The 21,073-nt window shown below is 67.5% G+C and carries 19 protein-coding genes; 10 read left to right on the forward strand and 9 right to left on the reverse strand.

What is annotated here, in order from left to right:
* Window positions 1-9 precede the first annotated feature (9 nt).
* The 3 genes from N5D62_RS25475 to N5D62_RS25485 all read right to left on the reverse strand — a co-directional run bounded on the left by N5D62_RS25475 (window position 10) and on the right by N5D62_RS25485 (window position 3,469).
* A complete protein-coding gene (locus tag N5D62_RS25475) occupies window positions 10-1,602 on the reverse strand; it encodes an XrtA system polysaccharide chain length determinant (protein WP_279760831.1) in 1,593 nt (530 codons plus the stop codon).
* Window positions 1,603-1,745: 143 nt separating this feature from the next.
* Window positions 1,746-2,351, reverse strand: a complete 606-nt coding sequence (locus N5D62_RS25480; RefSeq protein WP_279760832.1) for an XrtA/PEP-CTERM system exopolysaccharide export protein — start codon at window positions 2,349-2,351, stop codon at window positions 1,746-1,748.
* A gap of 236 nt (window positions 2,352-2,587) precedes the next feature.
* The gene (locus N5D62_RS25485) at window positions 2,588-3,469 is read right to left on the reverse strand and encodes a ThiF family adenylyltransferase (RefSeq protein ID WP_279760833.1); all 882 of its coding nucleotides are present in this window, start codon (window positions 3,467-3,469) and stop codon (window positions 2,588-2,590) included.
* A gap of 438 nt (window positions 3,470-3,907) precedes the next feature.
* Between N5D62_RS25485 and N5D62_RS25490 the strand changes: the two genes are divergently transcribed.
* Entirely contained in the window at window positions 3,908-4,864 is a 957-nt protein-coding gene (locus N5D62_RS25490) for a PEP-CTERM sorting domain-containing protein (protein WP_279760834.1), read from the forward strand.
* Between the two features lie 149 nt (window positions 4,865-5,013).
* Here the strand turns inward: N5D62_RS25490 and N5D62_RS25495 are convergent, their stop codons facing one another.
* The 4 genes from N5D62_RS25495 to N5D62_RS25510 all read right to left on the reverse strand — a co-directional run bounded on the left by N5D62_RS25495 (window position 5,014) and on the right by N5D62_RS25510 (window position 12,088).
* Entirely contained in the window at window positions 5,014-6,426 is a 1,413-nt protein-coding gene (locus N5D62_RS25495; RefSeq protein ID WP_279760835.1) for a TolC family protein, read from the reverse strand.
* Between the two features lie 167 nt (window positions 6,427-6,593).
* Window positions 6,594-7,802: an HlyD family type I secretion periplasmic adaptor subunit gene (locus N5D62_RS25500; RefSeq protein ID WP_279760836.1), complete on the reverse strand. Its 1,209-nt coding sequence runs from the start codon at window positions 7,800-7,802 to the stop codon at window positions 6,594-6,596.
* Window positions 7,803-7,824: 22 nt separating this feature from the next.
* Complete coding sequence (locus tag N5D62_RS25505; RefSeq protein ID WP_279760837.1) at window positions 7,825-10,212, reverse strand: type I secretion system permease/ATPase; 2,388 nt, start codon at window positions 10,210-10,212, stop codon at window positions 7,825-7,827.
* Window positions 10,213-10,231: 19 nt separating this feature from the next.
* Complete coding sequence (locus tag N5D62_RS25510) at window positions 10,232-12,088, reverse strand: tetratricopeptide repeat protein (protein ID WP_279760838.1); 1,857 nt, start codon at window positions 12,086-12,088, stop codon at window positions 10,232-10,234.
* 428 nt (window positions 12,089-12,516) lie between these two features.
* On the opposite strand from N5D62_RS25510, the gene N5D62_RS25515 reads away from it, so the two are divergent.
* A complete protein-coding gene (locus N5D62_RS25515) occupies window positions 12,517-13,062 on the forward strand; it encodes a hypothetical protein (RefSeq protein ID WP_279760839.1) in 546 nt (181 codons plus the stop codon).
* A gap of 166 nt (window positions 13,063-13,228) precedes the next feature.
* Here N5D62_RS25515 and N5D62_RS25520 read toward each other — a convergent pair whose 3' ends face one another.
* Window positions 13,229-13,735: a DUF1993 domain-containing protein gene (locus N5D62_RS25520; protein ID WP_279760840.1), complete on the reverse strand. Its 507-nt coding sequence runs from the start codon at window positions 13,733-13,735 to the stop codon at window positions 13,229-13,231.
* 136 nt (window positions 13,736-13,871) lie between these two features.
* On the opposite strand from N5D62_RS25520, the gene N5D62_RS25525 reads away from it, so the two are divergent.
* From N5D62_RS25525 to N5D62_RS25560, 8 genes are all read left to right on the forward strand, one after another.
* Window positions 13,872-14,879: a D-2-hydroxyacid dehydrogenase family protein gene (locus N5D62_RS25525; protein ID WP_279760841.1), complete on the forward strand. Its 1,008-nt coding sequence runs from the start codon at window positions 13,872-13,874 to the stop codon at window positions 14,877-14,879.
* Window positions 14,876-15,499 (forward strand): chromate transporter, encoded by a 624-nt coding sequence (locus tag N5D62_RS25530; RefSeq protein WP_279760842.1) that lies wholly within the window; start codon window positions 14,876-14,878, stop codon window positions 15,497-15,499. Before N5D62_RS25525 ends, N5D62_RS25530 begins: the two co-directional genes overlap by 4 nt.
* On the forward strand, window positions 15,496-16,059 hold the full coding sequence (locus N5D62_RS25535) for a chromate transporter (protein ID WP_279760843.1): 564 nt from the start codon (window positions 15,496-15,498) through the stop codon (window positions 16,057-16,059). The genes N5D62_RS25530 and N5D62_RS25535 overlap by 4 nt, the downstream gene beginning before the upstream one ends.
* Before the next feature lie 12 nt (window positions 16,060-16,071).
* Window positions 16,072-16,554 (forward strand): GreA/GreB family elongation factor, encoded by a 483-nt coding sequence (locus N5D62_RS25540; RefSeq protein WP_279760844.1) that lies wholly within the window; start codon window positions 16,072-16,074, stop codon window positions 16,552-16,554.
* Window positions 16,542-17,195: a glutathione S-transferase gene (locus tag N5D62_RS25545; protein WP_279760845.1), complete on the forward strand. Its 654-nt coding sequence runs from the start codon at window positions 16,542-16,544 to the stop codon at window positions 17,193-17,195. The genes N5D62_RS25540 and N5D62_RS25545 overlap by 13 nt, the downstream gene beginning before the upstream one ends.
* Window positions 17,196-17,647: 452 nt before the next feature.
* The gene (locus N5D62_RS25550; protein ID WP_279760846.1) at window positions 17,648-17,995 is read left to right on the forward strand and encodes a hypothetical protein; all 348 of its coding nucleotides are present in this window, start codon (window positions 17,648-17,650) and stop codon (window positions 17,993-17,995) included.
* Window positions 17,996-18,005: 10 nt separating this feature from the next.
* Window positions 18,006-19,139 carry a cupin domain-containing protein gene (locus tag N5D62_RS25555; RefSeq protein ID WP_279760864.1) on the forward strand — a complete coding sequence of 378 codons (1,134 nt, stop codon included), beginning with the start codon at window positions 18,006-18,008 and terminating at the stop codon, window positions 19,137-19,139.
* Entirely contained in the window at window positions 19,136-19,567 is a 432-nt protein-coding gene (locus N5D62_RS25560; protein WP_279760847.1) for a hypothetical protein, read from the forward strand. Before N5D62_RS25555 ends, N5D62_RS25560 begins: the two co-directional genes overlap by 4 nt.
* Window positions 19,568-19,664: 97 nt before the next feature.
* Here the strand turns inward: N5D62_RS25560 and N5D62_RS25565 are convergent, their stop codons facing one another.
* On the reverse strand, window positions 19,665-21,056 hold the full coding sequence (locus tag N5D62_RS25565) for a hypothetical protein (protein WP_279760848.1): 1,392 nt from the start codon (window positions 21,054-21,056) through the stop codon (window positions 19,665-19,667).
* Between the last annotated feature and the right edge of the window lie 17 nt (window positions 21,057-21,073).

Below are 21,073 nucleotides of genomic sequence, written 5' to 3' on the forward strand. Positions count from 1 at the left end.
AAACTCCCCTCACCCGGCCTGGCGGCTGATCCAGATGGCCATGCCGATCAAGCCCACCGCGTACAGGCTGACCAGGCTGCCCGAGGCGACGCCGAAGCGCAGCAGGTCCACCTTCTGGCGGCGCCGGTCCTCGGGCGTCTCCTGGCGCGACACGGCGCCCAGGATCGGCAGCTCCAGGCGGTGGCGCAGCTCGTTGAGGTCGTGGAACACCGGGCGGACCTGGCTCGCGGCGAAGGCGGTCAGCAACCCGGCCAGCAGCGCCACGACCATGCCCGCGGCCAGCAGCATCAGCCGGTTCGGCGCCACCGGCTTGGGCGAGGCGCGCGGCGGATCGATGATGCGGAAGTCGGCCACGCCGGAGGTGTTGTCCAGGTCGGTGGACAGCGACGCGGACTCGCGGCGCTCGACCATCTCCTGGTAGTTCTTCTTGATGATGTCGTAGTCGCGGTTGAGCTGCGCGAACTCGGCCTCGAGCTGCGGCGCCAGCTTGATCGCGCCCTGGGCGGCGTTGTAGCGGGCCGAGTACTCGTCCACGCGGGCGCGGATCTGCGCCACTTCCACTTCCTTGGTCGCCAGCACGCGGGCCAGTTCCTGGTTGGCCAGGCTGTCGTTGCGGCCGCCAGCCGCCGCGGGCTGCGACAGCGCCGCCTTCTGCAGCTCGGCGACCTCGCGCTTGCGCTGGTCTTCCAGGTCCTTGATCTGGCGCCGGGTGTTGACCACGTCCGGGTGCTGGTCGGTGTAGCGCTGCTGCAGCTGGTCCAGGCCGCGCTTGAGCTCGGCGATGCGGTTGTCCAGCTCCGGCGTGGCGAACTTCTGCGCGCTCTCCTGCAGCAGGCTGGACAGGCTGCCGCCGGCGGCGCTGCGCTTGGTCTCCAGGTCGAGCTGCGCCTTGGCGGCGTCGCGGGCGTTGACCGCCTCGCGCAGTTGCAGCCGGGCGGCGTCGAGCTGGTTGCTGGACTCGGCCAGGCGGGCCGCGGCGTCCTTGCCGTCGGCCTGCGTCAGCTGCAGGTTGCGCAGGCGGAATTCCTTGCGGCGCGCTTCCGCTTCCTCGAGCTTGGCCTCGTAGGTCTTGATCTGCTCGTTCAGGAAGGTCGCGGCGGTGGTGCTGTCCTTGCGGCTGGCGCCCAGGCTGGACTCCATGAAGATCGACAGCAGCGAGGCCACGACCTTCTTGGAGCTCTCCGGCGAGGAGTCGCGGTAGGACAGCAGGTACAGGTTGTTGGCCGAGTTGCCGGCGGTCTGGATCGACAGGTTGCGGGTGACGCGGTCGATCAGCGCCTCCTGGTCGGCCTTGCTGGTGGCCTTGAGGTCCAGGTCGGCCATGCGGACCAGCTTCTCGACGTTGGGCCGGCTGATCAGCGTGCGGCTGAGCATGTTGACCTGCTGCTCGGTGTTGGTGAGCACGGCCATGCCCGACATCAGCGGCTTGAGGATGGACTGGGTGTCCACGTAGACGCGCGCGCTGGCCTCGTAGCGGTCGGGCACGACGAACACGACGATGGCGGCGGCGATGCCGACCAGCCAGGCGGCGATCAGCCCGGGCCAGCGGTAGCGCCACATCCGCTTGAACACGGCCATCAGTTGCGCGATCAGGGAATCCATGCGGCGGTCTCGGTTGCGCCGGCGTCGTGGCCGGCGGTGCCCGGCGCGGAGCGCTCAGGGACTGCGGGAATCGGGCGCGGCCGCGTCGCGGCGGCCTGCGCGGAAGACGACGGGGCGGCCGGACGCGGCGCGCCGGGCGCCGCTCAGAAGAAGCTCTGCGGAATGATCAGGATGTCGCCCGGGCGCATCTCGACGTTGGCCGACACGTCGCCGCGGCGGATCAGGTCCTTCAGGCGCACCGAGTACTGCTTGTTGCCTTCGGCGGTGCGCAGGATGGTGGCGGAGTTGCCGGCGGCGAAGTCGGTCAGGCCGCCCACGGCGATCATCACGTCCAGCAGCGTCATCTTCTGCTTGTAGGGCAGGAACTGCGGCTTGGCGGCTTCGCCGACGACGCGGATCTGCTCGCTGTACGGGCCGACGAAGCTGGTGACGATCACGGTGACGACCGGGTCGCGCACGTACTTGCCAAGCTGCTTCTCGATGTCGCGGGCGATCTCGACGGAGTTCTTGCCCTGCACCGGCAGCTCGTCGATCAGCGGGGCGGCGATCTTGCCGTCGGGGCGGACCGGCACCGTCTGCGACAGCTCCGGGTTGCGCCACACGATGATGTTGAGGTTGTCGCCGGCGCCGACGACGTAGCTGTAGTCGGCCTGCGAGGCGGACACCGGCGCGGGGGGCAGGCTGCCGGTGGTCGAGCATCCGGCCAGCACGGCCAGGAGACCCAGCAGCGCGGCCTGGGCCGCCTTCATGGAAGCGATCTTCGATCCAATGTTCTTCATCATGTCCACCCCTGCAGGAAGCTGCCCGGATTCCACCTCAGCGCGCCCGGGTGTGGAACCCCCTGGACTGAGGGCGATCCCTCCCTGACGTGAAGGATTTCCGTGCTAGCCGGTCCGGCCCGGGAACCCTTTCCCGCGAGGCCTCCGGCGGTACCCGCGATTCCCGCGAATCGGCGCCGAAACAACTCGGATACATATCGGCCGCGTCACCGCCCCTTGAGCACCGGCTTGATCAGCGAGATCAGCAGGCGCTGCAGCGGATGGGAGTTTCCGCCGGGCCGCCAGGTGTGCTTGAGGGTGCCGCGATAGGCGTCGAAATGCATGCCCCAGGGCGCGGCGCGCAGCCGCCCGCGATTCAGCAGCAGCTTGAGCACCTGGGTGCCCATCAGGCCGGCGCACAACTCGCAGGCCATACCGGTGGACGGGCCGCGCCGCTCCTTGAAGTTGACCGCCTCGGGCACCACCAGATACTGCCGGCTGAGCATCGCCGGCGATACCCCGGCGATGAAGCGCGCATATTGGTCCTCGTGGTCGCGGCCCTCGACCTGGAAATAGTCCTCGAAACTCATGCCGGTGGGGCTGAAGTAGAGGAACGCGGTGCCCATCCCCAGAGGGGCGGCGGTCATCGCGGGAATGCCCAGCTCGCGGCAGCGGCGAAACACCTTGCGGCGGACTTCGAGGACGAAGAAATCGAGGCTGTCGACATACACGTCGACGTCCTTGAGGAAATCGTCGAGGTTGGCGTCGGTGACGCCTTCGGGAAACAGGCGCAGGTCGCTTTCGGGATTGATGTCGCGGGCCATCTCGGCGACGGCCTGGATCTTGGGCCGGCCCATCGACGACATGAAGGCGGCGGCCTGCCGATTCATGTTGTGGACGTCGAATTCGTCGAAGTCCGCGATATTGAAATTGGCGATGCCCAGGCGCGACAGCGCCAACACATGCGCGCCGCCGACCCCGCCCAATCCGGCCACCGCGACGCGCGCCCGGCGCAGGCGCTGCTGCTCGTCCTTCGTGACCCAGCCGATATTGCGCGAGAAGGCGCGGTCGTAATCGAAGACAAAACCGGGGGCGGCGTCGCGGGTCATGGGTTCTCCCTTATTCGAATCGTTCGACCGGGGCACGGATCCGGCGCCGCGGGGCGTCCTGCCGCGCCTGTCGCCTTTTCACCTTGTCGCCTTGCCGCGCCGGCCCGTGCGGGCGCGCGTCACGCGTTGGCGGTCAAAGGGAGCGAGTATGCGCCCGCGCCGCGGCGGCGAACGCGCGAAAAACCGGGTCGCCGGGGGGCGGCGCGAGGGCGGCGCCGGGCCCCGCGCCCTGCCCTCGACACCCCCGCGAATGTGGTGGAACGCGCTGTCGAAAAACTTGACAGGAACCGCCCAGGAATCCCGCATTCAATTGTCAAGTCGTTGATTCACAAGGACTTGAGGGGGCTGGCACGGTCCTCGCTTTGTTGTCGGGCAAGGAGCCGGCACGTGCCGCTTCCTCACGTGCATCTGGCAAGACGCATCCTCAAGGAGAGACACATGTTCAAGCAAGCAAAGCTCGCACTGGCAGCCGTGGCGCTGGCAGCCGCGACGTTGCCGGCGATGGCAGCGCCGCTGTACATCAACACCGGGCAAGACTTCAACCTGGACCCCAACGGCCTGACGACGACCGCGGTGTTCGACCAGCTGGGTTACTCCGGCACGCTGGCCACCTCGATCTACCTGGGCTCGCCGACCGTTCCGGGCACCACGGTGATCGACACCAACATCCCGTCGGTGATGAACAGCTTCGGCTTCAGCGCCGGCACCAAGCCGACGATCGATGGCGGCAGCGCGCCGTTCGCTTACCCGAACGCCCCGTCGCAGACCAACATCGACTCGCTGAACAACCCGCGTCCGGGCAATGACCTGAACGGCTTCACCGGCGGCGTGGGCTTCCCGCAGTACGGCGCTGGCGCCGTCGGCGGCCTGGGCGGTGCCTGGGGCCTGACGTACCAGTACCAGATCGTGGGCACCACGGTGGACCGCGACGGCGACGGCGTCTCCGACTACGTGGCCTACACCGGCGGCATCTTCCGCGTGTTCTATCAGAGCGCCGCTTCTGATCCGAACAACGGCAAGGAAGTCCTGCGCCTGGTGGTGACCGGCTCCGACATCCAGCTGACCAACCTGAATGTCAAGGGCTACGTCGACTACAGCTACGCGGGTGGCGACACCTTCGTCCAGAACTTCTTCAACTCCGGTGAAGGCCTGGGCTCGCTGTACGACAACTGGCTGCACAACAACATCTCGGTGAGCTGGGTGCTGGACACCAACGTGGATCCCCCGATCCCGACCCCGGACCAGCTGTGGAACACCGGCTCCGGCCTGATCCGCCAGTCGACCCTGGACGGTTCGCTGGTGATCAACGTGCCGGAACCGGGCTCCCTGGCCCTGGCCGGCCTGGCCCTGGCGGGCCTGGGCTTCGCCCAACGCCGCCGCAGCCTGCGCAAGTAATCGGGATTTCTCCCGGATGCGAAAGCCGCCCCTCGGGGCGGCTTTTTTCATGGGTGGATCGCCTCGAGCTCGCCTCGGATCCGCCTCGATCGGGCAATGAAAAGACCGCCTCCCGGGGCGGTCTCTTCAGGGGCGAGCGGGGCCGAGGGTCAGCGCAGCGGCGTCACCACGCCCCGCCCTTGCGACCAGATGATCGCCACGACCTGCTGCGCGTCGTACAGCGCGTTCACGTGGGCGATGCGCATCGAGTAGTAGTCGCCTTCCGCGGCCATTACGTCGAACAGCGAGCGCTTGCCGAGTTGCTGCCACTGCTGCAGCGTGAAGCCGCGCACCCGCTCGCTGTTGCGCAGGATGTCCACCAGGCGGCGCGAGCGGTCCAGCGACGACGAGGCCGCCTCGAACATCTCCTGCACGCGGTAGCGCTTGGCGTCGATCGTCTCGTCGCGCTGCAGCGACGCGGCCTGGGCGCGCCGGCGCGCCGAGGTCAGCGCCGAGTCCGCGCCCGGCTGCACGATCGGGATGTTCACCGTCACGCCGCCGACCCAGTCGGTCTGCCGCGCCTGCCCCACCGTGGTGTTGCCGCTGACCAGCAGGCTCACGCTGGGCTGCTGCCCGGCGCGCACCGATTCCGCGTAGCTGCGCTGCGCCTGCGCCTGCGCCGCCGCGGCGGACACGTCCGGCGAGACCATCACGTCGGCCAGCATCTCATTCAGGTCGGGCAATCGCGCCAGCACCGCGCTCATCGCCGCGCCGCGCGGCAGCTCGTCGCCGACGAAGCGCTTCAGGCGCACCTCCGTCTGGCGCAGCGCCGACGTGGTCTGCTCGTACGACAGGTCGGCCTGCTGCAGGCTCTTCTGTGCCTGCACCAGCTCGCTGGCGCGGCCGCGGTCGGCCTTGGTGATGATGTCCAGCGCCTCGACCAGGCAGGCCATCTTGCGCACGTACTGGCTGTAGACCTGCGCCTGGAGCTGGTAGCGGCCGCGGTCCAGCGCCAGCGACACCGTCTGCAGCGCGACCTGCTCCTCGGCGCTCGACTGCCCGTAGCGCGCGGCGTCGAGCAACTGCGACTTCCATTCGGTCAGCTTGGTGATGCGGCCCGAGTCGTAGATCGGTGCCGTCACGCTCAGCGAGCCGCGGCCCTGCATGCCGCTGGTGTGCGTGCCGGGACCGTCGCCCGGCAGGATGGTGCCGGTGTTGGCGCCGGTCAGGCCCAGCGTCACCGTGGGCATGCGCTGCGCCTTGGCTTCCTGGTAGTCGGCCTCGGCCGCCTGCGTCAGCAGCCGGGTCGCGCCCAGCGCCTTGCTGCGGTTGAGCGCGCGGTTGACCAGGTCCTGCAGCTGCGTGCGCGGGTCCGAGTCGCCGATGTCCAGCAGCGCGGTGTCCTTGGCGGACAGCTGCGCGGGGGGCAAGGTGCGCTCGTCGGAGCAGCGGCTGGGCGGCGGGTCCTGCGCGAGGGCGGGCGCGCTGAACGCGGCGAGCGCGGTCGCGACGACGGCGGCCCCGGCGGACAGGCGAAAGGTGGAAGTGCGCCGCAAGCTCGGGCGCCGAGTGGTGTCGGTCATGGTCACGCGTACTGCAAGCAATTTCCCATGGCCTCTACTGGACCATTCCAGCGGGAAATCGAACCCGCGATAAGCGGCGCGCAACCGGCCTGTTCGTGACCTTGCGCCGAGCCTTACAAATGAAACCGCCCGCTCGAGGCGGGCAGCGGATCGGCAGGTGGGCGGTCTCAGCGCTCCCGGAGCGCTTCCTTGGACTTCATCATCGGGCGCAGGAGGTAGCTCAGCACGGAGCGCTCGCCGGTGCGGATGTCCACCATCGCCGTCATGCCGGGGATGACCGGCAGCGGCTCACCCTTGGCGCGCAGCGTGTTGTGCTCGGCGGTGATCAGCACCCGGTAGTAGGTGCCCTCGTTGTTCTTCTCGGTCTCGCCCAGCGCGTCGGGGCTGACGTACTCGATCTTCCCGTGCAGCCCGCCGTTGACGTTGAAGTCGTAGCCGTTGAGCTTGACGATCGCCGACTGGCCGACCTGGATGTAGCCGATGTCCTTGGGCTTGATGCGCGCCTCCACCAGGATGCGCGGACCGATCGGCACGATCTCCATGATCGGCGAGCCCGAGGTGATGACGCCGCCCACGGTGTTCATCTTGATGTTCTTGACCAGCCCCTTGACCGGCGACTTCAGCACCGAGCGCGTCACCGCGTCGCGGCGCACCACGAGCTGCTCGTCGAGCTGCGCGAGATCCGTCTGCGCCTTGGACAGCTCCGTGCTCGCGTCCTGGCGGAAGCGGCTGATGCGCTCGTTGCGCTGCTGCTGCAGCTCGTTGACCTGGCGCGTGACCCGCATCACCTCGACGTTGGACATCAGCCCCTTGGACGCCATGTCCTGCGCCAGCTTCTGCTCGGTGGCCAGCAGCCCGATGCTGCGGTTGATGCTGGAGGTGGCCTCGTCGAGCACGCGGCGGCGGGTGTCGAAGACCTCGTTCTCGCTGTCCACCAGGCGCTGCACGCCCTTGACCTCGTCGGGGAACTTCAGCGGCACGCCCAGCGCCTCGGCGCGCAGCCGCGCCACCTGCGCCATCAGGCCCAGGCGCTTGGCCTGGCTCTCGTTCTCGGCGGCCTCGGCGCGGGTCGGGTCGAGCTCGGCCAGTGCCTGTCCGGCCTCGACCTCCTCGCCCTCGTGCACCAGCAGCTTGCCCAGCGTGCCGGATTCGAGGCTGGCGATGACCTGCTCCTTGCCGTCGGGCACGATGCGCGCGTCGCTGCGGGTGACCTCGTCCACCGTGGCCAGCGACGACCAGACCAGCCCCACCAGCAGCACCGCCGCCATCAGGTAGAGCGCCCAGACGGCGCGCGGCAGCGGCTCGTCGATCAGCGCCGACTGGACGCTGCCGACGAACAGGCCTTCTTCACGGCTGAGGGTGTGGGACTTGGACATGACGCGGACTTCGACGCGGGGTTCAGACGGACGCGGCGCGGTTCATCGCCTGCGCGGCCGGATGCACGTGGACCGGCGCGCCCTGCGGCGCCTGGCCCGGCTGGGGCTGTTGTTGCGGCGGCTGCTGGCCCGGCGGGCGGGCGCCCGAGAGCGCGGCCAGCACCTGGTCGCGCGGGCCGTCCATCACCAGGCGGCCGCTGTCGACGACGACGATGCGCGACACCAGCTCCAGCACCGCCGGGCGGTGCGTGACCATGATCAGCGTGCACGCGCCGGCGGCGTCGCGCAGCTGGCGCAGGAAGGCGATCTCGGACTGCGCGTCCATCGAGCTGGTGGGCTCGTCCATCAGCAGGATCTGCGGCCGGGTCACCAGGCTGCGCGCCAGCGCGACCAGCTGGCGCTGGCCGCCCGAGAGCAGCGAGCCCATCTCGCCCACCGGCAGGTCCCAGCCCATCGGATGGCCGGCGACGACGCGGTCCAGGCCGGTCAGCTTGGCCACCTCGACCAGGCGCTGGGCGTCGACGTGGCGGCCCATCAGCACGTTGTCGCGCAGCGTGCCGTGGAACAGCCGCGGCTCCTGCGAGACGAAACCGACCTTGCCGCGGAACTCGGCCGGGTCGACCTGACGCAGGTCGATGCCGTCGATCTCGACGTTGCCCTCGGTCGGCTGGTACAGGCCGGCGAGCATGCGCAGCACCGTCGACTTGCCGCTGCCGATGCGGCCCAGGATCGCGATGCGCTCGCCGGGCTGGATGCGCAGCGTGACGTTGCGCAGCACCTTGGGCGACTGCGCGTCGCCCTGCGCCGGATAGGAGAAGCCGACGTCGTTCAGGCCGATGCGGCCGGTGATCTGGTTCAGCGGGACGTAGTTGCGGGTGGAGTCGCGCTCCACCGGGGCGCTCATCACCGAGTTCAGCGACAGCATCGCCGCGCGGGCGCCCTGGTAGCGCGTGGCCAGGCTGACCAGGCTGTTCAGCGGCACCGTGGCGCGGCCGGCGAACATCACCGCGCCGATCAGCGCGCCGGCGCTGATGACGCTTTCCTGGATCAGGTAGACGCCCCACACCAGCATGACCAGGTTGATCAGCTGCTGCATCGTCGTCGAGATGTTCATGCTCCAGCTGGCCATCGTGCGGGCCTTGAGCGCGGACTCGGCGACGATCGCGGTCGAGTGCTCGTAGCGGCGCAGGAAGCGGCCTTCGGCGCCGGTGGTCTTGAGGTCTTCCAGGCCCTCGAGCGCCTCGACCAGCGTGCCGTGCAGGTCGGCCGCCTCGGTCATGTTGGTGCGCATCGCGCGGCGCAGGTAGCCCTGGATGCCGAAGCTCATCAGCAGCATCAGCGGGATCGCCGCCATCAGCACCCAGCCCAGCGGGCCGCCGATGATGAAGGTCATCGCCACGAACAGCACCACGAACGGCAGGTCCGTCAGGACCGACATCGTGGCCGAGGTGAAGAAGTCGCGCACCACCTCGACCTGGGCCAGGTAGTGGGCATAGGAACCGGCCGACGCGGGGCGGTGCTCCATCCGCACGCCCAGCGTCTGGCGGAACAGCTTGGCGCCGACGATCAGGTCGGTCTTGCGGCCGGCCAGGTCGATCAGGTGGGCGCGCAGCTGGCGCGCGAACAGGTCGAAGACCAGCGCCAGCGCGGCGCCGACGGCCAGCGTCCACAGCGTGACGAAGGCCTGGTGCGGGATGACCTTGTCGTAGATGACCGAGGTCACCAGGCCCGACACCATCATGAGCACGTTGCTCAGCAGCGCGGCCAGCATCGCCGAGCGGTAGTACGGGACGAAGCGCTTGAGCGTGCCGAACAGCCAGTGGGAATCGGCCTGCAGCAGCGGGACCTCGTCCTTGGCGCCGCTCAGCGGCTTGGCCTGCGAGACCTCCTGCGGCGTCACCGCCAGGATGAAGCCGCTGTACTCCTGGTCCAGCTCCGCGGCCGGGGCGACGCAGCTGGCAGCCTCGGGGCCGGGGAACACCACCTCGTAGCGCACGCCGCTGGCGTCGTCGTCCAGGCGGCGCACCAGCACGCAGGCGTCGCCGCCGTTGAGCAGCAGCACCGCCGGCAGCAGCAGCTGGTTGATCTCCTCGATGCCCTTGCGCAGCAGGCCGGCGTTGTAGCCGGCCTCGCGCATCAGGCGGATCGCCTGGTCGGGGCTGATGGCGCCCTCCACCGGCGCGCCGGCGCGCAGCGAATCGGCCGAACGGGCGCGACCATGGTGCTGCGTCAGCCAGGCCAGGCACTGCAGCAGCGGATCGACCGCCGGCAGCTGCGCCAGGTCCGCCAGCGGATCGTGCGGCTCCTCCGGCATGCCGGGCGCGCGCTGGCCGTCCTCGGCCGCCAGGCGCAGGCCGGGGCGGCGCTCGCGCTGGTCACCGTCGAAGAAGGGGTCGTGCGGCCGGTTCATTTATCGAATCTTCGTCACTTCAGCCGCGATGGGCGAGGGCCAATTGCTCGAATTCGCGCTCGATGTCGCGCACGATGGCCGGCATGTCGAAAAGTGCGCTGTCGCGGCCCGCGTCGCGCAGGTAGCGCTTGTAGGAGCGGGCCCGGCCGGGATTGAGGCCGATCTGGATCGCGCGCTGGACGTATTCGTCCACCGAGAAGGTGATCAGGTCCGGCAGGCCGACCGCGGTCAGCAGGCTGCCGCACATGCGGGAGATGTAGCTGCGGCCGGACCGGGTCAGGATCGGCGTGCCCATCCAGAGGCAGTCGCTGGCGGTGGTGCCGGCGTTGTACGGGAAGGTGTCCAGCACCAGGTCGGGCAGCTGGAAGCGGGCCAGGTAGTCCGGCGGCGCGACGCGCGGCGCGAAGATCAGCCGCGACGGGTCGATGCCGGCGGCCTCGGCCTCGCGGCGGAGGTTGGCCTTGGCCCACTCGTTGTCCGCCAGCAGCCACAGCACCGAGTTCGGCACGCCGTCCAGGATGCGCATCCAGGCGCCGAACATCTCGGCGTTCATCTTGTGGTTGTTGTTGAACGAGCAGAAGACGAAGGCGTCCTCGGGCAGTTCGTACTGCGCGCGGGTGGGGTCGGCGCCGATCTCGCGCTTGCGGTCGCTGACCTGGTAGCAATGCGGCAGGTAAATGGGCTTTTCGCTGCAGTACGGCAGGTATTCCGGCGGCATCGTGAAGCGATCGGCCAGGATCCAGTCCACGCCGGGCAGCAGCGAGGTCGCCGGCAGGCCCAGGTAGCTGACCTGTACCGGCGCCGGCCGGTGCGCCAGGATGTTGGGGCGGGCGCCGCTGGTCAGGCCCTGCAGGTCGACCAGCACGTCGATGCCGGCCTGCGCGATCAGCTTGGCGGCGGTGGCGTCGTCCAGCGCGTTCAGGCGCCAGACCTTGTCCATCGACATCAGGATCCGCTTGCGCAGCGCGGTGCCGTCCTCGCGGCTCCAGTCGAAGGCATGGATCTCGAACTTCTCGCGGTCGTGCAGCTCGTAGAGCTCGGCGGTCAGCAAGCCGACGGCGTGCATGCACAGGTCACCGGAGAGGTAACCGATCTTGATCTTGCCGCCCTGCTGCCGGGCGGCGACGGAGACCGGGTGCTTCCACAGCGCATCCTTCTGCCTCGTCACCTTCTCGTGGACGAAGCGCTGGGCGGCGCCCATCTGCAGCGCGGGATCGTCGGTGGCGCTCAGCGTGGCCAGCAAAGAGGTCGCGATCAGCAGCTTGTTGTGCGTAACCTCGCCGAACGGCTGGTAAACCGGCCACTTGCACTGCTTCTGGCGGATGTGCACGTAATGCTGCATCACGTCCGTCTGCTCGGGATCGAGCGTCAGGCTGCGCACCATCAGGGCCTCGGACTCCTCGTAGCGGCGTTGCAGCTCGAGCAGCCGGGCGGCGTTGTTGAAGGCATGCGTGCGCAGGCCGGTGGTGTCGGCGCCCAGCGCCTCGATCGGGCCCTGGCCGTCGTGGACCTCGCGCCAGGCGGCCAGCGCCTCGTCGACGCGGCCCAGGTGCTCGAGCTGGTGGCCCAGGTTCAGCCGGGCCTGGGCGAAGGTCGGGCTGATCGCCAGCGCCTGGCGATAAACCTGCTCGGCGCGCTCGTGCTGCTGGATGTTGCCCAGCACGGTGCCCCAGTTGTAGAGCGCCACCAGGCGCGCCGCCGGCGCCTGGTCGGCGCGGCTCAGCCAGGTCTCGTACAGATGCGCGGCCGCGTCGCCCAGGTTCTGGGCCTGGAAGAAGTTGCCCCGGTCCATCAGTTCCGGCAGCGGGAGCGTGCCCTCGCGGGCGCGGGTCAGCAGCTGCTCCCATTCCGGGGCCAGCGGGGCGGGAACGCTCAAGTTCGGCATGCTGGGGCGGGCGATGTCCATGTGGTCGGGCTTCCTGGGCACGGGTCGCGGCCGGCGGGCGCGGCCGGACGCGCCGGCGCGGACCCAAAGGCCGCCTCGATGGGATTGTGTCCGCGCGTTCCCGGAGGGATCCCGGCAAATGGCCGGTGCCGACCGCCCATTTCCCTGCCTGGAAACCCCGCCCTGGGCGCGCCGCGGACACCGGCGACCCGCCCATTCAGCCCGTTATCGGCCGCCGGAACGAGAACTTGAGCACGATTTACGGCCCCCGTCACCGCCTTATCCGGGCTTCCGGGGACAGGGCCGACTTCCACAATCGCCCCGCGATCCAGGACCCAGAGCCGGGACGCCGCGCGGTAAAGCAGTCCACAGGACGTCGAGGGACGCGCGTTCCATCCAATCCAGACAAGAAGAAGCACATGAAGGCGAAGCCGAGTCTGTCTCGTTGGGATGACATCGTCGAAGCGGCCGAGGCGGCCGGGCCCGACGATCTCGAGACGCGGGCGGTGGACACCCGGACCTGGGTGGAACCGGGCGCGTCGGAAATCGTGGAGCGCCTGGGCGGCGCCGGGGGCGCGGCGATGAACGACGCGCCGTCACGGCGGCGCGGCGGGGATTCGATCTTCGTCAGCCTGATGCGGCTGTGGCCCGGCGAGGGCCGCCGGCCGCAGGCCAGCGCCCGGGCGATGGCCAAGCTGCGCTCGGCGTTCCGGGCCAGCGTCGCCGACCTGGCGGACGTGGCCGAAGCCGCGGAAATCACCGACCTCGCCACCCGGGAGCGGGTGCGCGCCCTGCTCCGCCATATCGTCCACGCGCGCCATCCGCAGGACCTGTGGCATCTGCGCACGGCGATCTACACCGAGGTCGCCCGGGCGTTCGACCAGGCCGAGGCGGAGGCGCGGTTGATCGCGCTCAACCGGCAGCTGGAACAGGGGAAGAGCTTGTTGCGGCGGCTGCTGGGCTGAGCGCCCACTGCCACCACCGTGGCGTTGGCCGCCATGGCATGGGGCCACAGGCGGCAAGCGCCTGAACCCCATGCCATGCCGTCCCCGACCAGCACCGCCCTTCGACGGTTTTGCGACCGGGGACTGCGGGGGGTCTTGGGGCTTGAGGCTTGGGGCCCGGTCTGGGTTACTTCGGCTGCCCGATGAAATCCATCTTGCCCAGCGGCACGCCGGCGTGACGCAGCAACGCGTACAGCGTCGTGGCGTGGAAATAGAAGTTGGGCAGGTTGAAGAAGCGGCTGAAATCCTGGCCCTGGAACTGCAGCGGCTCCTTGTCGCGGCGCGGCACGCTCACCGGTCGCGTCTCGGCGCCGTTGATCTGCTCCGGCGTCACCGTCTTCAGGAAATCGCGCGTCTTCTGGATGCGCTGCAGCAGCGCGTCGATCGTGGCCTCGTCGTCGGGCCAGCTCGGCACCTCGATGCCGGCCAGCCGGGCGGCGCCGCTCTTGGCGGCGTCGCTGGCGATCTGGATCTGGCGCGGCAGCGGCAGCATGTCGGGCGCCAGGCGCAAGGTCAGGTAGACGGATTCGTCGAAGCCCTTGGCCAGCGCGTGATCGCGCGCGGTGCGGATCCAGGTCTGCATGTTGCCGAGCATGCGGTCGAACACCGGCACGGTGGCGGCGTACAGGTCCATGAAAGTCTCCTCGTCGAGGGTTGGGGGGATGCGAAGCGGGCGCGATGCTAGTCGCTGTTCCGATCTGTTGCACGACGCTCGCCCAATGGCCTTGGGGTGGCCGAATGACGCGAGTAGGATCGATGCCCGCACGCCTATGAACATCATCATCCTCGACGACTACCAGGACGCCGTGCGCAAGCTGCCTTGCGCCGCCAAGCTGGACGCGCTGAACGCCAAGGTCTTCACCAACACCGTCAAGGGCATCGGCCAGCTGTCGATCCGGCTGCGGGATGCGGAAGTCCTCGTCACGATCCGCGAACGCACCCACTTCCCGCGCCAACTGCTGGAAAAGATGCCCAAGCTCAAGCTGATCTCCCAGACCGGGCGGGTCGGCAAGCACATCGACATCGACGCCTGCACGCGGCTGGGCATCGCGGTGGCGGAAGGCGGCGGCTCGCCGATTGCGCCAGCCGAACTGACCTGGGCGCTGATCATGGCCGCCATGCGGCGGCTGCCGCAGTACATCGCCACGCTCAAGCACGGCGTGTGGCAGCAGTCGGGGCTGAAATCAGGCTCGATGCCGCCGAACTTCGGCCTGGGCATGGTGCTCAGAGGCAAGACGCTCGGGATCTGGGGCTACGGCAAGATCGGCCAGCTGGTCGCCGGCTACGGCAAGGCCTTCGGGATGCAGGTGATCGTTTGGGGCAGCGAGGCGTCGCGCCTGCGCGCCCAGGCCGACGGCCACCAGGCGGCGGACAGCCGCGAGGCCTTCTTCGAGCAGTCCGACGTGCTGTCCCTGCACCTGCGGCTGTCGGACGAGACCACCGGCATCGTGACCGGCGAGGACCTGGCGCGGATGAAGCCGACCGCGCTGTTCGTGAACACCTCGCGCGCGGAACTGGTCGCCGACGGCGCGCTGGTCTCCGGCCTGAACCGCGGCAGGCCCGGCATGGCGGCGGTGGACGTGTTCGAGTCCGAGCCGATCCTGCAGGGACATCCGCTGTTGCGCCTGGAGAACGCGGTGTGCACGCCGCACATCGGCTACGTCGAGCAGGACAGCTACCAGATGTACTTCGACGCGGCCTTCGACAACGTGCTGAATTACATGGCGGGCAAGCCGACCAACATCGTCAATCCGGATGCGCTGAAGGTGCACCGGTGAGCGCGGCGCCCTCGCCCGCTCCGGCGCCCTCGACCGACGGGGCGACGCCCGAGGCGGCCCGGGCGCAACCCGAATCCCTGTCCCAGCTCTTCTGGGCCTTCACCTGGCTGGCGCTGCAGGGCTTCGGCGGCGTGCTGGCGGTCGCGCAGCGCGAGCTGGTGGAGCGGCTGGGCTGGATGTCGCGCGAGGAATTCGTCGAGACGCTGGCGGTGGCGCAGGTGCTGCCTGGGCCCAACATCGTGAACATCTCGCTGATGATCGGCGACCGCTTCTTCGGGCTGCGCGGCGCGATGGTGGCGCTGCTGGGGATGATGGGATTCCCGTCGCTGATCGTGCTGTCGCTGGCGGCGCTGTCGACGACCTGGCTGGCGTCGCCGGCGATGACGGGCGCGCTGCGCGGGATGGGCGCGGTGTCGGCGGGGCTGATCCTGGCCACGGGGTTGAAGCTGCTGCCGTCGCTGAAGAAGAACCCGGTCGGCATGTGGCCGGGGCTGGCGCTGGCGGCATTGGTGTTCGGGGCGACGGTGTGGCTGAAGCTGCCGCTGTTCTGGATCGTGCTGAGCGTGGGCGGGCTGGGCATGACGCTGGCGCTGCTCGCGCTGAAGCGGAGCCGCGCATGAGCCAGTTGCTGTGGGGCACGCTGAGTTGGCCGGAGCTGGGGGCGCTGACGCTGCATTTCCTGATGCTGTCGCTGCTGTCGATCGGCGGCGCGATCACGACGGCGCCGGACATGCACCGCTACCTGGTCGACGAGCGGCACTGGCTGACGGACCAGAGCTTCACGAGCTCGATCGCATTGGCGCAGGCGGCGCCGGGGCCGAACATCCTGTTCGTGGCGGTGCTGGGATTCAACGTGTCGGGGCTGCTGGGCGCGGCCGCGGCGATGCTGGGCATCCTGCTGCCGTCGACGACCCTGGTCGTGGCGGCGACCCGCTGGGCGCGCAACAACCGGGAGCACCTGGGGGTGCGGGCGTTCACGGTGGGGATGGCGCCGCTGACGCTGGGGCTGATGCTCGCGACGGGCTGGCTGCTCGCGGCGCCCTACCTGGTCGACGAGCACCACCGCTGGGTGACGCTGGCGATGATCGTCGCCACCGTGGTCCTGACGATGCGGACCAAGATCGGGATCGTGTGGATGGTGCTGGCGGGGGGGGTGCTGGGCGCGCTCGGCCTGGTCTAGCGCGTTTCCATCATGGATAAATCCTTGCTCCAGCGACAGGTGCTGGAACGGCTCGCCGAAGACCTGCTGCAGGTCGAACAGGCAGCGCGCACGGCGCATGAAACCGCGACGCACGAAGAGAACATCGCCGAGAACAAGTACGACACCCTGGGTCTCGAAGCCGCCTACCTGGCCACCGGCCAGGCTCGTCGCGCCGAGGCCATCCGCCAGGCGATGGCCAATTGGCGCCAGTTCCGTCCGCCGGCCTACGACGCCGCGAGAGGAATTCAGCTCGGCGCGCTGGTCTGCCTGGTCGACGCCGACGACAGGCAGCAACAACTCTTTCTCGGCCCGGATGGGGGCAGCATGCAGTTGGTGAGCGGTGCCCAGCTCGTTCAGGTCATCAGCGGCGATGCGCCGTTGGGCAGGGCCCTTCTGGGCAAATGCGAAGGCGACGAGGTGTCGATACAGGTCGCTTCGATCCGACAGCGGTTTGAGGTGATGTGGGTTCATTGAGCCAGTTGCCGAGGCTCTACACCTTTCGTCGCTGCCCCTACGCGATGCGCGCACGGATGGCGATGCTGCAGGCCGGGAGAGACTTCGAGGCGGTGGAGGTGAGCCTGCGCGACAAGCCCGCAAGCCTGCTGGCCCTGTCTCCCAAGGGGACGGTGCCTGTCCTGCAGTTGCCCGAGGGCAGCGTGATCGAGGAGAGCTGGGACATCATGCGTTGGGCGCTGGATGAGCCCGATTTGCAGGGCTGGTGGGCGCGCGCGCAGTCGCCTGAGAACCTGAACTTGGTGAAGCGCAATGACGGCGACTTCAAGCGTCACCTGGACCGCTGGAAGTACCCCCAGCGCTACGCCAATGAGACTCTCGCGCCGGACGCCCACCGCGACAGTGCGGTCGATGTGCTTCTGCGACCGCTGGAGACACGACTGCACGGCGCGCCCTACCTGGGCGGCGCCACGCCATGCGCCACCGACCTCGCCGTGCTGCCCTTCGTGCGCCAGTTCGCCGCGGTGGACCCGGACTGGTTTGCCGCGCTGAACTTGCCGTCCGTACGGTCCTGGCTGAACGGCTGGCTCATCCACCCGCTGTTCACGGCTTGCATGCACAAGCTGCCCGTTGAAGGTGTGAATCGCTTTCCTCCGCTCTGACCGTTGCCTGGCTGGTGCTGGACGGCGGAGGCTGGGGCGTTCGGGTTCGTTTGAGGCCAGACGATTCTTCGCTTGGCGGCAGGAGTCGCGAGAGGCGACTGCATCCTCGAGGGCGCCCTTTGTTCCCTGGTGTTGCCCCTTTGCATCGATTCTTGACCGCGAGTCGCTCACCAGTTAGCACAGGACAGAGTTGGCAGCTCGATGACTTGACTTTGTCGATGAGCATAAAAGCGCAGCACAAATCATCCAACCGATTAATTGATATTAGTTGGTGCCACCACCAAGAGCCGGGGCGCCTTAAAACATATCCTCATATAAATACAGATGTTCATTGGAAGAACCCATTCTTCCAATCCCTGAGAAAATCGAGGGACTTCAAGTTTGCGTGAGTTGCGTTTGCGCCGGTGATAGCTTTCACCCGCCCCAAGTCGGGGTGCAACCGTAGACCTACCATGCGCAAGATCTTCATTACCAACCAAAGCTCTCCAGGCGCCTCTCGACCCGGAATAGTCGAGCTGACGCCCGATGAAATCGACCTCGTTTACGGGGGGCAGTTCCAGTTCAACGACAGGCAGGGAAACATCTATTCCTCAGCGGTCATCAATGGCATGACCCACATCATTTTCCCTGGGGGAATGCGAGTCGCCATGAGCCTGAGCGAAGATGGCGACACCTTCACCATGTCGTACAACGGGGACACCGTCGAAATGGAGCATATGGGCGGTGAGGTGTATGACATCAGCCTGAACGGCATCGGCATGCTATGCGGAGTCAGCAATCCATTCCTCTTCCCGCGATGAGGTGAAGCCGATGATCGACCTCGGAACTCATGGCAAGGATTTTCGAGACAAGTATCTCGAACGCCGTAGCCTTTTGGTTAGAAATGGTGTCGGGTCCCCACCGGGATTACGGGAAGTTGACAGTTTCCTGGATCACTCCGACCCGTCACCTCCTCACATTCGGGTGTTCAAGGAAGGCCCCGTAGACGAGTCAAGGTATACGGAGGAAATTGACGACCTTGGCGTATGGCGGCGGCGCCTGATGAAGGGCCAACTCCATCAGTTGATATTGGAAGGCGCCACCGTGGCGCTCAACCGGATCGACCGTCATTCCTGGCCCATACGCAGTCTTTGCCACGAGATATCGCGCCTCACAGGAGAACGGGCAACGGCAAATGCCTACTTGGCAGTCAGCGGCACTGGCTCATTCGGAAAGCACTGGGACACCCACGACGTCTTCGCAGTGCAGCTTCGAGGACGAAAGAGGTGGAGGCTGTTCGCCCCCACCTTGCCGCTGCCGCTGGCAACGCAGACAAGCTTGCGCCACAAGACCGAATGCCCGATCACCCCGGTTTTCGATGAGATCCTGGAGACAGGTGACTTACTCTATATCCCGCGCGGCTGGTGGCATCTCGCCGAACCCATCGGGGAGTTGTCCTTTCACATCGCAATTGGGACACACACAATTCGTGTCATCGATTATCTCCTCTGGGCTTGCGGACGCGTACTGCCTGAACAGTTGGAAGCCCGTCGGGCCGCCGGCGCGAACTCTTCTGCTCCACCCGCATTCGCTTCGCACCTGTTGAACGAGATGAGCGAAAAGGTAGCCTCCAAAGATCTTTGGGGGGAATTTCTTGAATTCTTGCATTCCCGCCAGAGAAATGAAGTCCCATCCTCCATGGAAGATCTTCAATCTTTGCAAAATGGCGAGATTCCGATTGAATATCGCGTGAGACTGAACACCTACCACAACACTTCTCGATCAATAAATGGTTACCAGATCGAAAGCGACAACTCAAGCAGACTGATCTTGAAGGAGATCAAAACCAGTCAACCAATCTCCATCGCCAAGCTGCTTGAAAAATTTCCAAGCCAAGAGTCCTCCGAGGTTCTTGTAACATTGGCGAACCTCGCCAGACTGGAGATATTGGAAGTCATGGCATGAGCAAGGCTCGATGGAAAAAGTTCCTGCCCACCATCGCTCTGATTGCGGCGACGACAGGGGCAAGCTTTCCTTCCCAAGCGGATATCGCCGCCCTGGCCAACCCTGAAATTGCCCTCGCATTCATGGAGGATTTCCCGGAACTTGCTCAGATTCAAGGCTGGGAAGGAATTCCATTTCCGAAGGTGCCAGACAATGAAATTGGACCTCTTCTGGCATCAAGGAAGATCACTCCGGTGCCATTTCGATCAACCTTCGGGCAACCATTCCCGAACAGTTACCTGATCTATACGATTCCCTGTCCTTCGAACTTTCTCGCCGACTGCCATTTCCTCGGAGTCATGCAAGCGCTAGGCATGCCAGTGCAGAAGTTCTTCGGACCAATTGCGTTCAGGTATCGACCGGGACGGTGGGATGACCCAATGAAGTAGCAAGACATGAAAGGAAATACGGGACGCCTTGGCGTCCCGTTTCACAGTCGAGGCACGAAGGGCCTCTGGCTACGCTGGCGGGTCCTCTGGCGGCCCGCTATCCGATGCACTGCCCGCTGCGCCCGCCGTGGCTCGACAACGCCACACCGGGCAGTTCCAAGGCGTAGTGCAGCGACACCAACTGCCACCCTTGCGGTCCCATCTGCCACTGCGTGCTGTTGACGCCGACGTAGTCCGGCGTGGCCGTCGCGGGGTCGCTGCGCGACTCCACCACGCTGTAGACATCGGCATGCCCCGCGTATTGGCGCAGTTCCCTGTGGATCTCGCATTCATGCAAGGCGCGCGGACCCGCCTTGCCGACCGCCGCCAGGAAGGCCTCGGCGGACCAGCTGCGGGCCTGCAGCTGGCTGACCGCTGCCTGGAGCTGCTGGCTCCACACCTTGGCATCCGGGTGCAGCAGCGCGCGCATGCGCGTCACGTCCGCGGGCTGGCCCGCCGCATGGCCGAAGGACTGCCAGAGCGCGCTGACCTGCGACGTCAGCGACGCGCGGCTGAACGCCTGCGCCTCATCGCCGAGCGCCTCCAGCAGCGCCGGCCAGCTGACGCGATAGACCTGCGACAGCCCGGGCGCAAGACCCGGCACCGGCCGCGTCGACGCGAACAGCAACCACCGTCCGTCGGCGGTCACCGACGGCGTGAACTCGAAGCCCGGGCCGTTGATCGGCGCCGGCAGCCGCAGCGCGGGGCCGTACTGCTCACCGACGCGTTCCGCCAGATAGAGGTCAGCGCCTCCCTCGCTCCCGGCGCGGCTGCTCCACCACAGCGCATGCCGCCCATCCGGGCTCAACGTGAAGTCGCTGTTGGCCGGTCCCTCGTTGACCGGAGACGGGAGCGCGCGCGGCGGGAGGTTCTCCTCGTCGTCGACGCGGTAGATGGCGAGCTTTCCCGGACCGCCGGCGCGCAGCGAGGCGAAGTACAGCCGCCTGCCGAATCGCTCCGGACCGAGCTCGGTCCGCGTGCTCTGCAGCGGATCGGCCAGCCGCCGGGGCGGCGTCCACACACCGGCGTCGAGGTCCGTCAATGTGGCCTCGAACAGATCGAGGTCGTCGCCGCGATCGGCGCCGCCCGCGTCGGATCGATCGGAAATGAAGGTCAGGGTCTTGCCGTCCCCCGACAGATGCGGATCGGAGTCGCGCCAGCGGGCATCGGAGAAAGGCAGCAACTCAGGCGCGCGCCAGGCGCCTGTCGAGTCCTGCCGCTGCCAGTAGATCCGCGACTGCTTGAAGCCCGCGGCGGAGCGCGCGAAGACGCGGAGGGTCCGGGTTTCCTGCAGGTTGTAGGTCTGCAGCTGCGGGTCGTCGCCGGGCAACTCGACGCGCTCGACGATCAGCCCGGCCGCGCCTGCGGACGCCGCCGTGGCGGCGGAAGACAGTCCGTGGAGGGCGCCCAGAAGCAGCAGGGCCAGGGGGGAGAACGCGCTAGCAGGCATGACGGGCGGCGTGAAGT

The organism is Mitsuaria sp. GD03876 (assembly GCF_029840635.1).
Classification (GTDB): domain Bacteria; phylum Pseudomonadota; class Gammaproteobacteria; order Burkholderiales; family Burkholderiaceae_C; genus Roseateles.

What these genes read in the sequence shown, in the direction of transcription:
- N5D62_RS25475 (WP_279760831.1), bottom strand. Translation starts at nt 1,602, where the DNA reads ATGGATTCCCTGATCGCGCAACTGATGGCCGTGTTCAAGCGGATGTGG.
- N5D62_RS25480 (WP_279760832.1), bottom strand. Translation starts at nt 2,351, where the DNA reads ATGAAGGCGGCCCAGGCCGCGCTGCTGGGTCTCCTGGCCGTGCTGGCC.
- N5D62_RS25485 (WP_279760833.1), bottom strand. Translation starts at nt 3,469, where the DNA reads ATGACCCGCGACGCCGCCCCCGGTTTTGTCTTCGATTACGACCGCGCC.
- N5D62_RS25490 (WP_279760834.1), top strand. Translation starts at nt 3,908, where the DNA reads ATGTTCAAGCAAGCAAAGCTCGCACTGGCAGCCGTGGCGCTGGCAGCC.
- N5D62_RS25495 (WP_279760835.1), bottom strand. Translation starts at nt 6,426, where the DNA reads ATGACCGACACCACTCGGCGCCCGAGCTTGCGGCGCACTTCCACCTTT.
- N5D62_RS25500 (WP_279760836.1), bottom strand. Translation starts at nt 7,802, where the DNA reads ATGTCCAAGTCCCACACCCTCAGCCGTGAAGAAGGCCTGTTCGTCGGC.
- N5D62_RS25505 (WP_279760837.1), bottom strand. Translation starts at nt 10,212, where the DNA reads ATGAACCGGCCGCACGACCCCTTCTTCGACGGTGACCAGCGCGAGCGC.
- N5D62_RS25515 (WP_279760839.1), top strand. Translation starts at nt 12,517, where the DNA reads ATGAAGGCGAAGCCGAGTCTGTCTCGTTGGGATGACATCGTCGAAGCG.
- N5D62_RS25520 (WP_279760840.1), bottom strand. Translation starts at nt 13,735, where the DNA reads ATGGACCTGTACGCCGCCACCGTGCCGGTGTTCGACCGCATGCTCGGC.
- N5D62_RS25525 (WP_279760841.1), top strand. Translation starts at nt 13,872, where the DNA reads ATGAACATCATCATCCTCGACGACTACCAGGACGCCGTGCGCAAGCTG.
- N5D62_RS25535 (WP_279760843.1), top strand. Translation starts at nt 15,496, where the DNA reads ATGAGCCAGTTGCTGTGGGGCACGCTGAGTTGGCCGGAGCTGGGGGCG.
- N5D62_RS25540 (WP_279760844.1), top strand. Translation starts at nt 16,072, where the DNA reads ATGGATAAATCCTTGCTCCAGCGACAGGTGCTGGAACGGCTCGCCGAA.
- N5D62_RS25550 (WP_279760846.1), top strand. Translation starts at nt 17,648, where the DNA reads ATGCGCAAGATCTTCATTACCAACCAAAGCTCTCCAGGCGCCTCTCGA.
- N5D62_RS25555 (WP_279760864.1), top strand. Translation starts at nt 18,006, where the DNA reads ATGATCGACCTCGGAACTCATGGCAAGGATTTTCGAGACAAGTATCTC.
- N5D62_RS25560 (WP_279760847.1), top strand. Translation starts at nt 19,136, where the DNA reads ATGAGCAAGGCTCGATGGAAAAAGTTCCTGCCCACCATCGCTCTGATT.
- N5D62_RS25565 (WP_279760848.1), bottom strand. Translation starts at nt 21,056, where the DNA reads ATGCCTGCTAGCGCGTTCTCCCCCCTGGCCCTGCTGCTTCTGGGCGCC.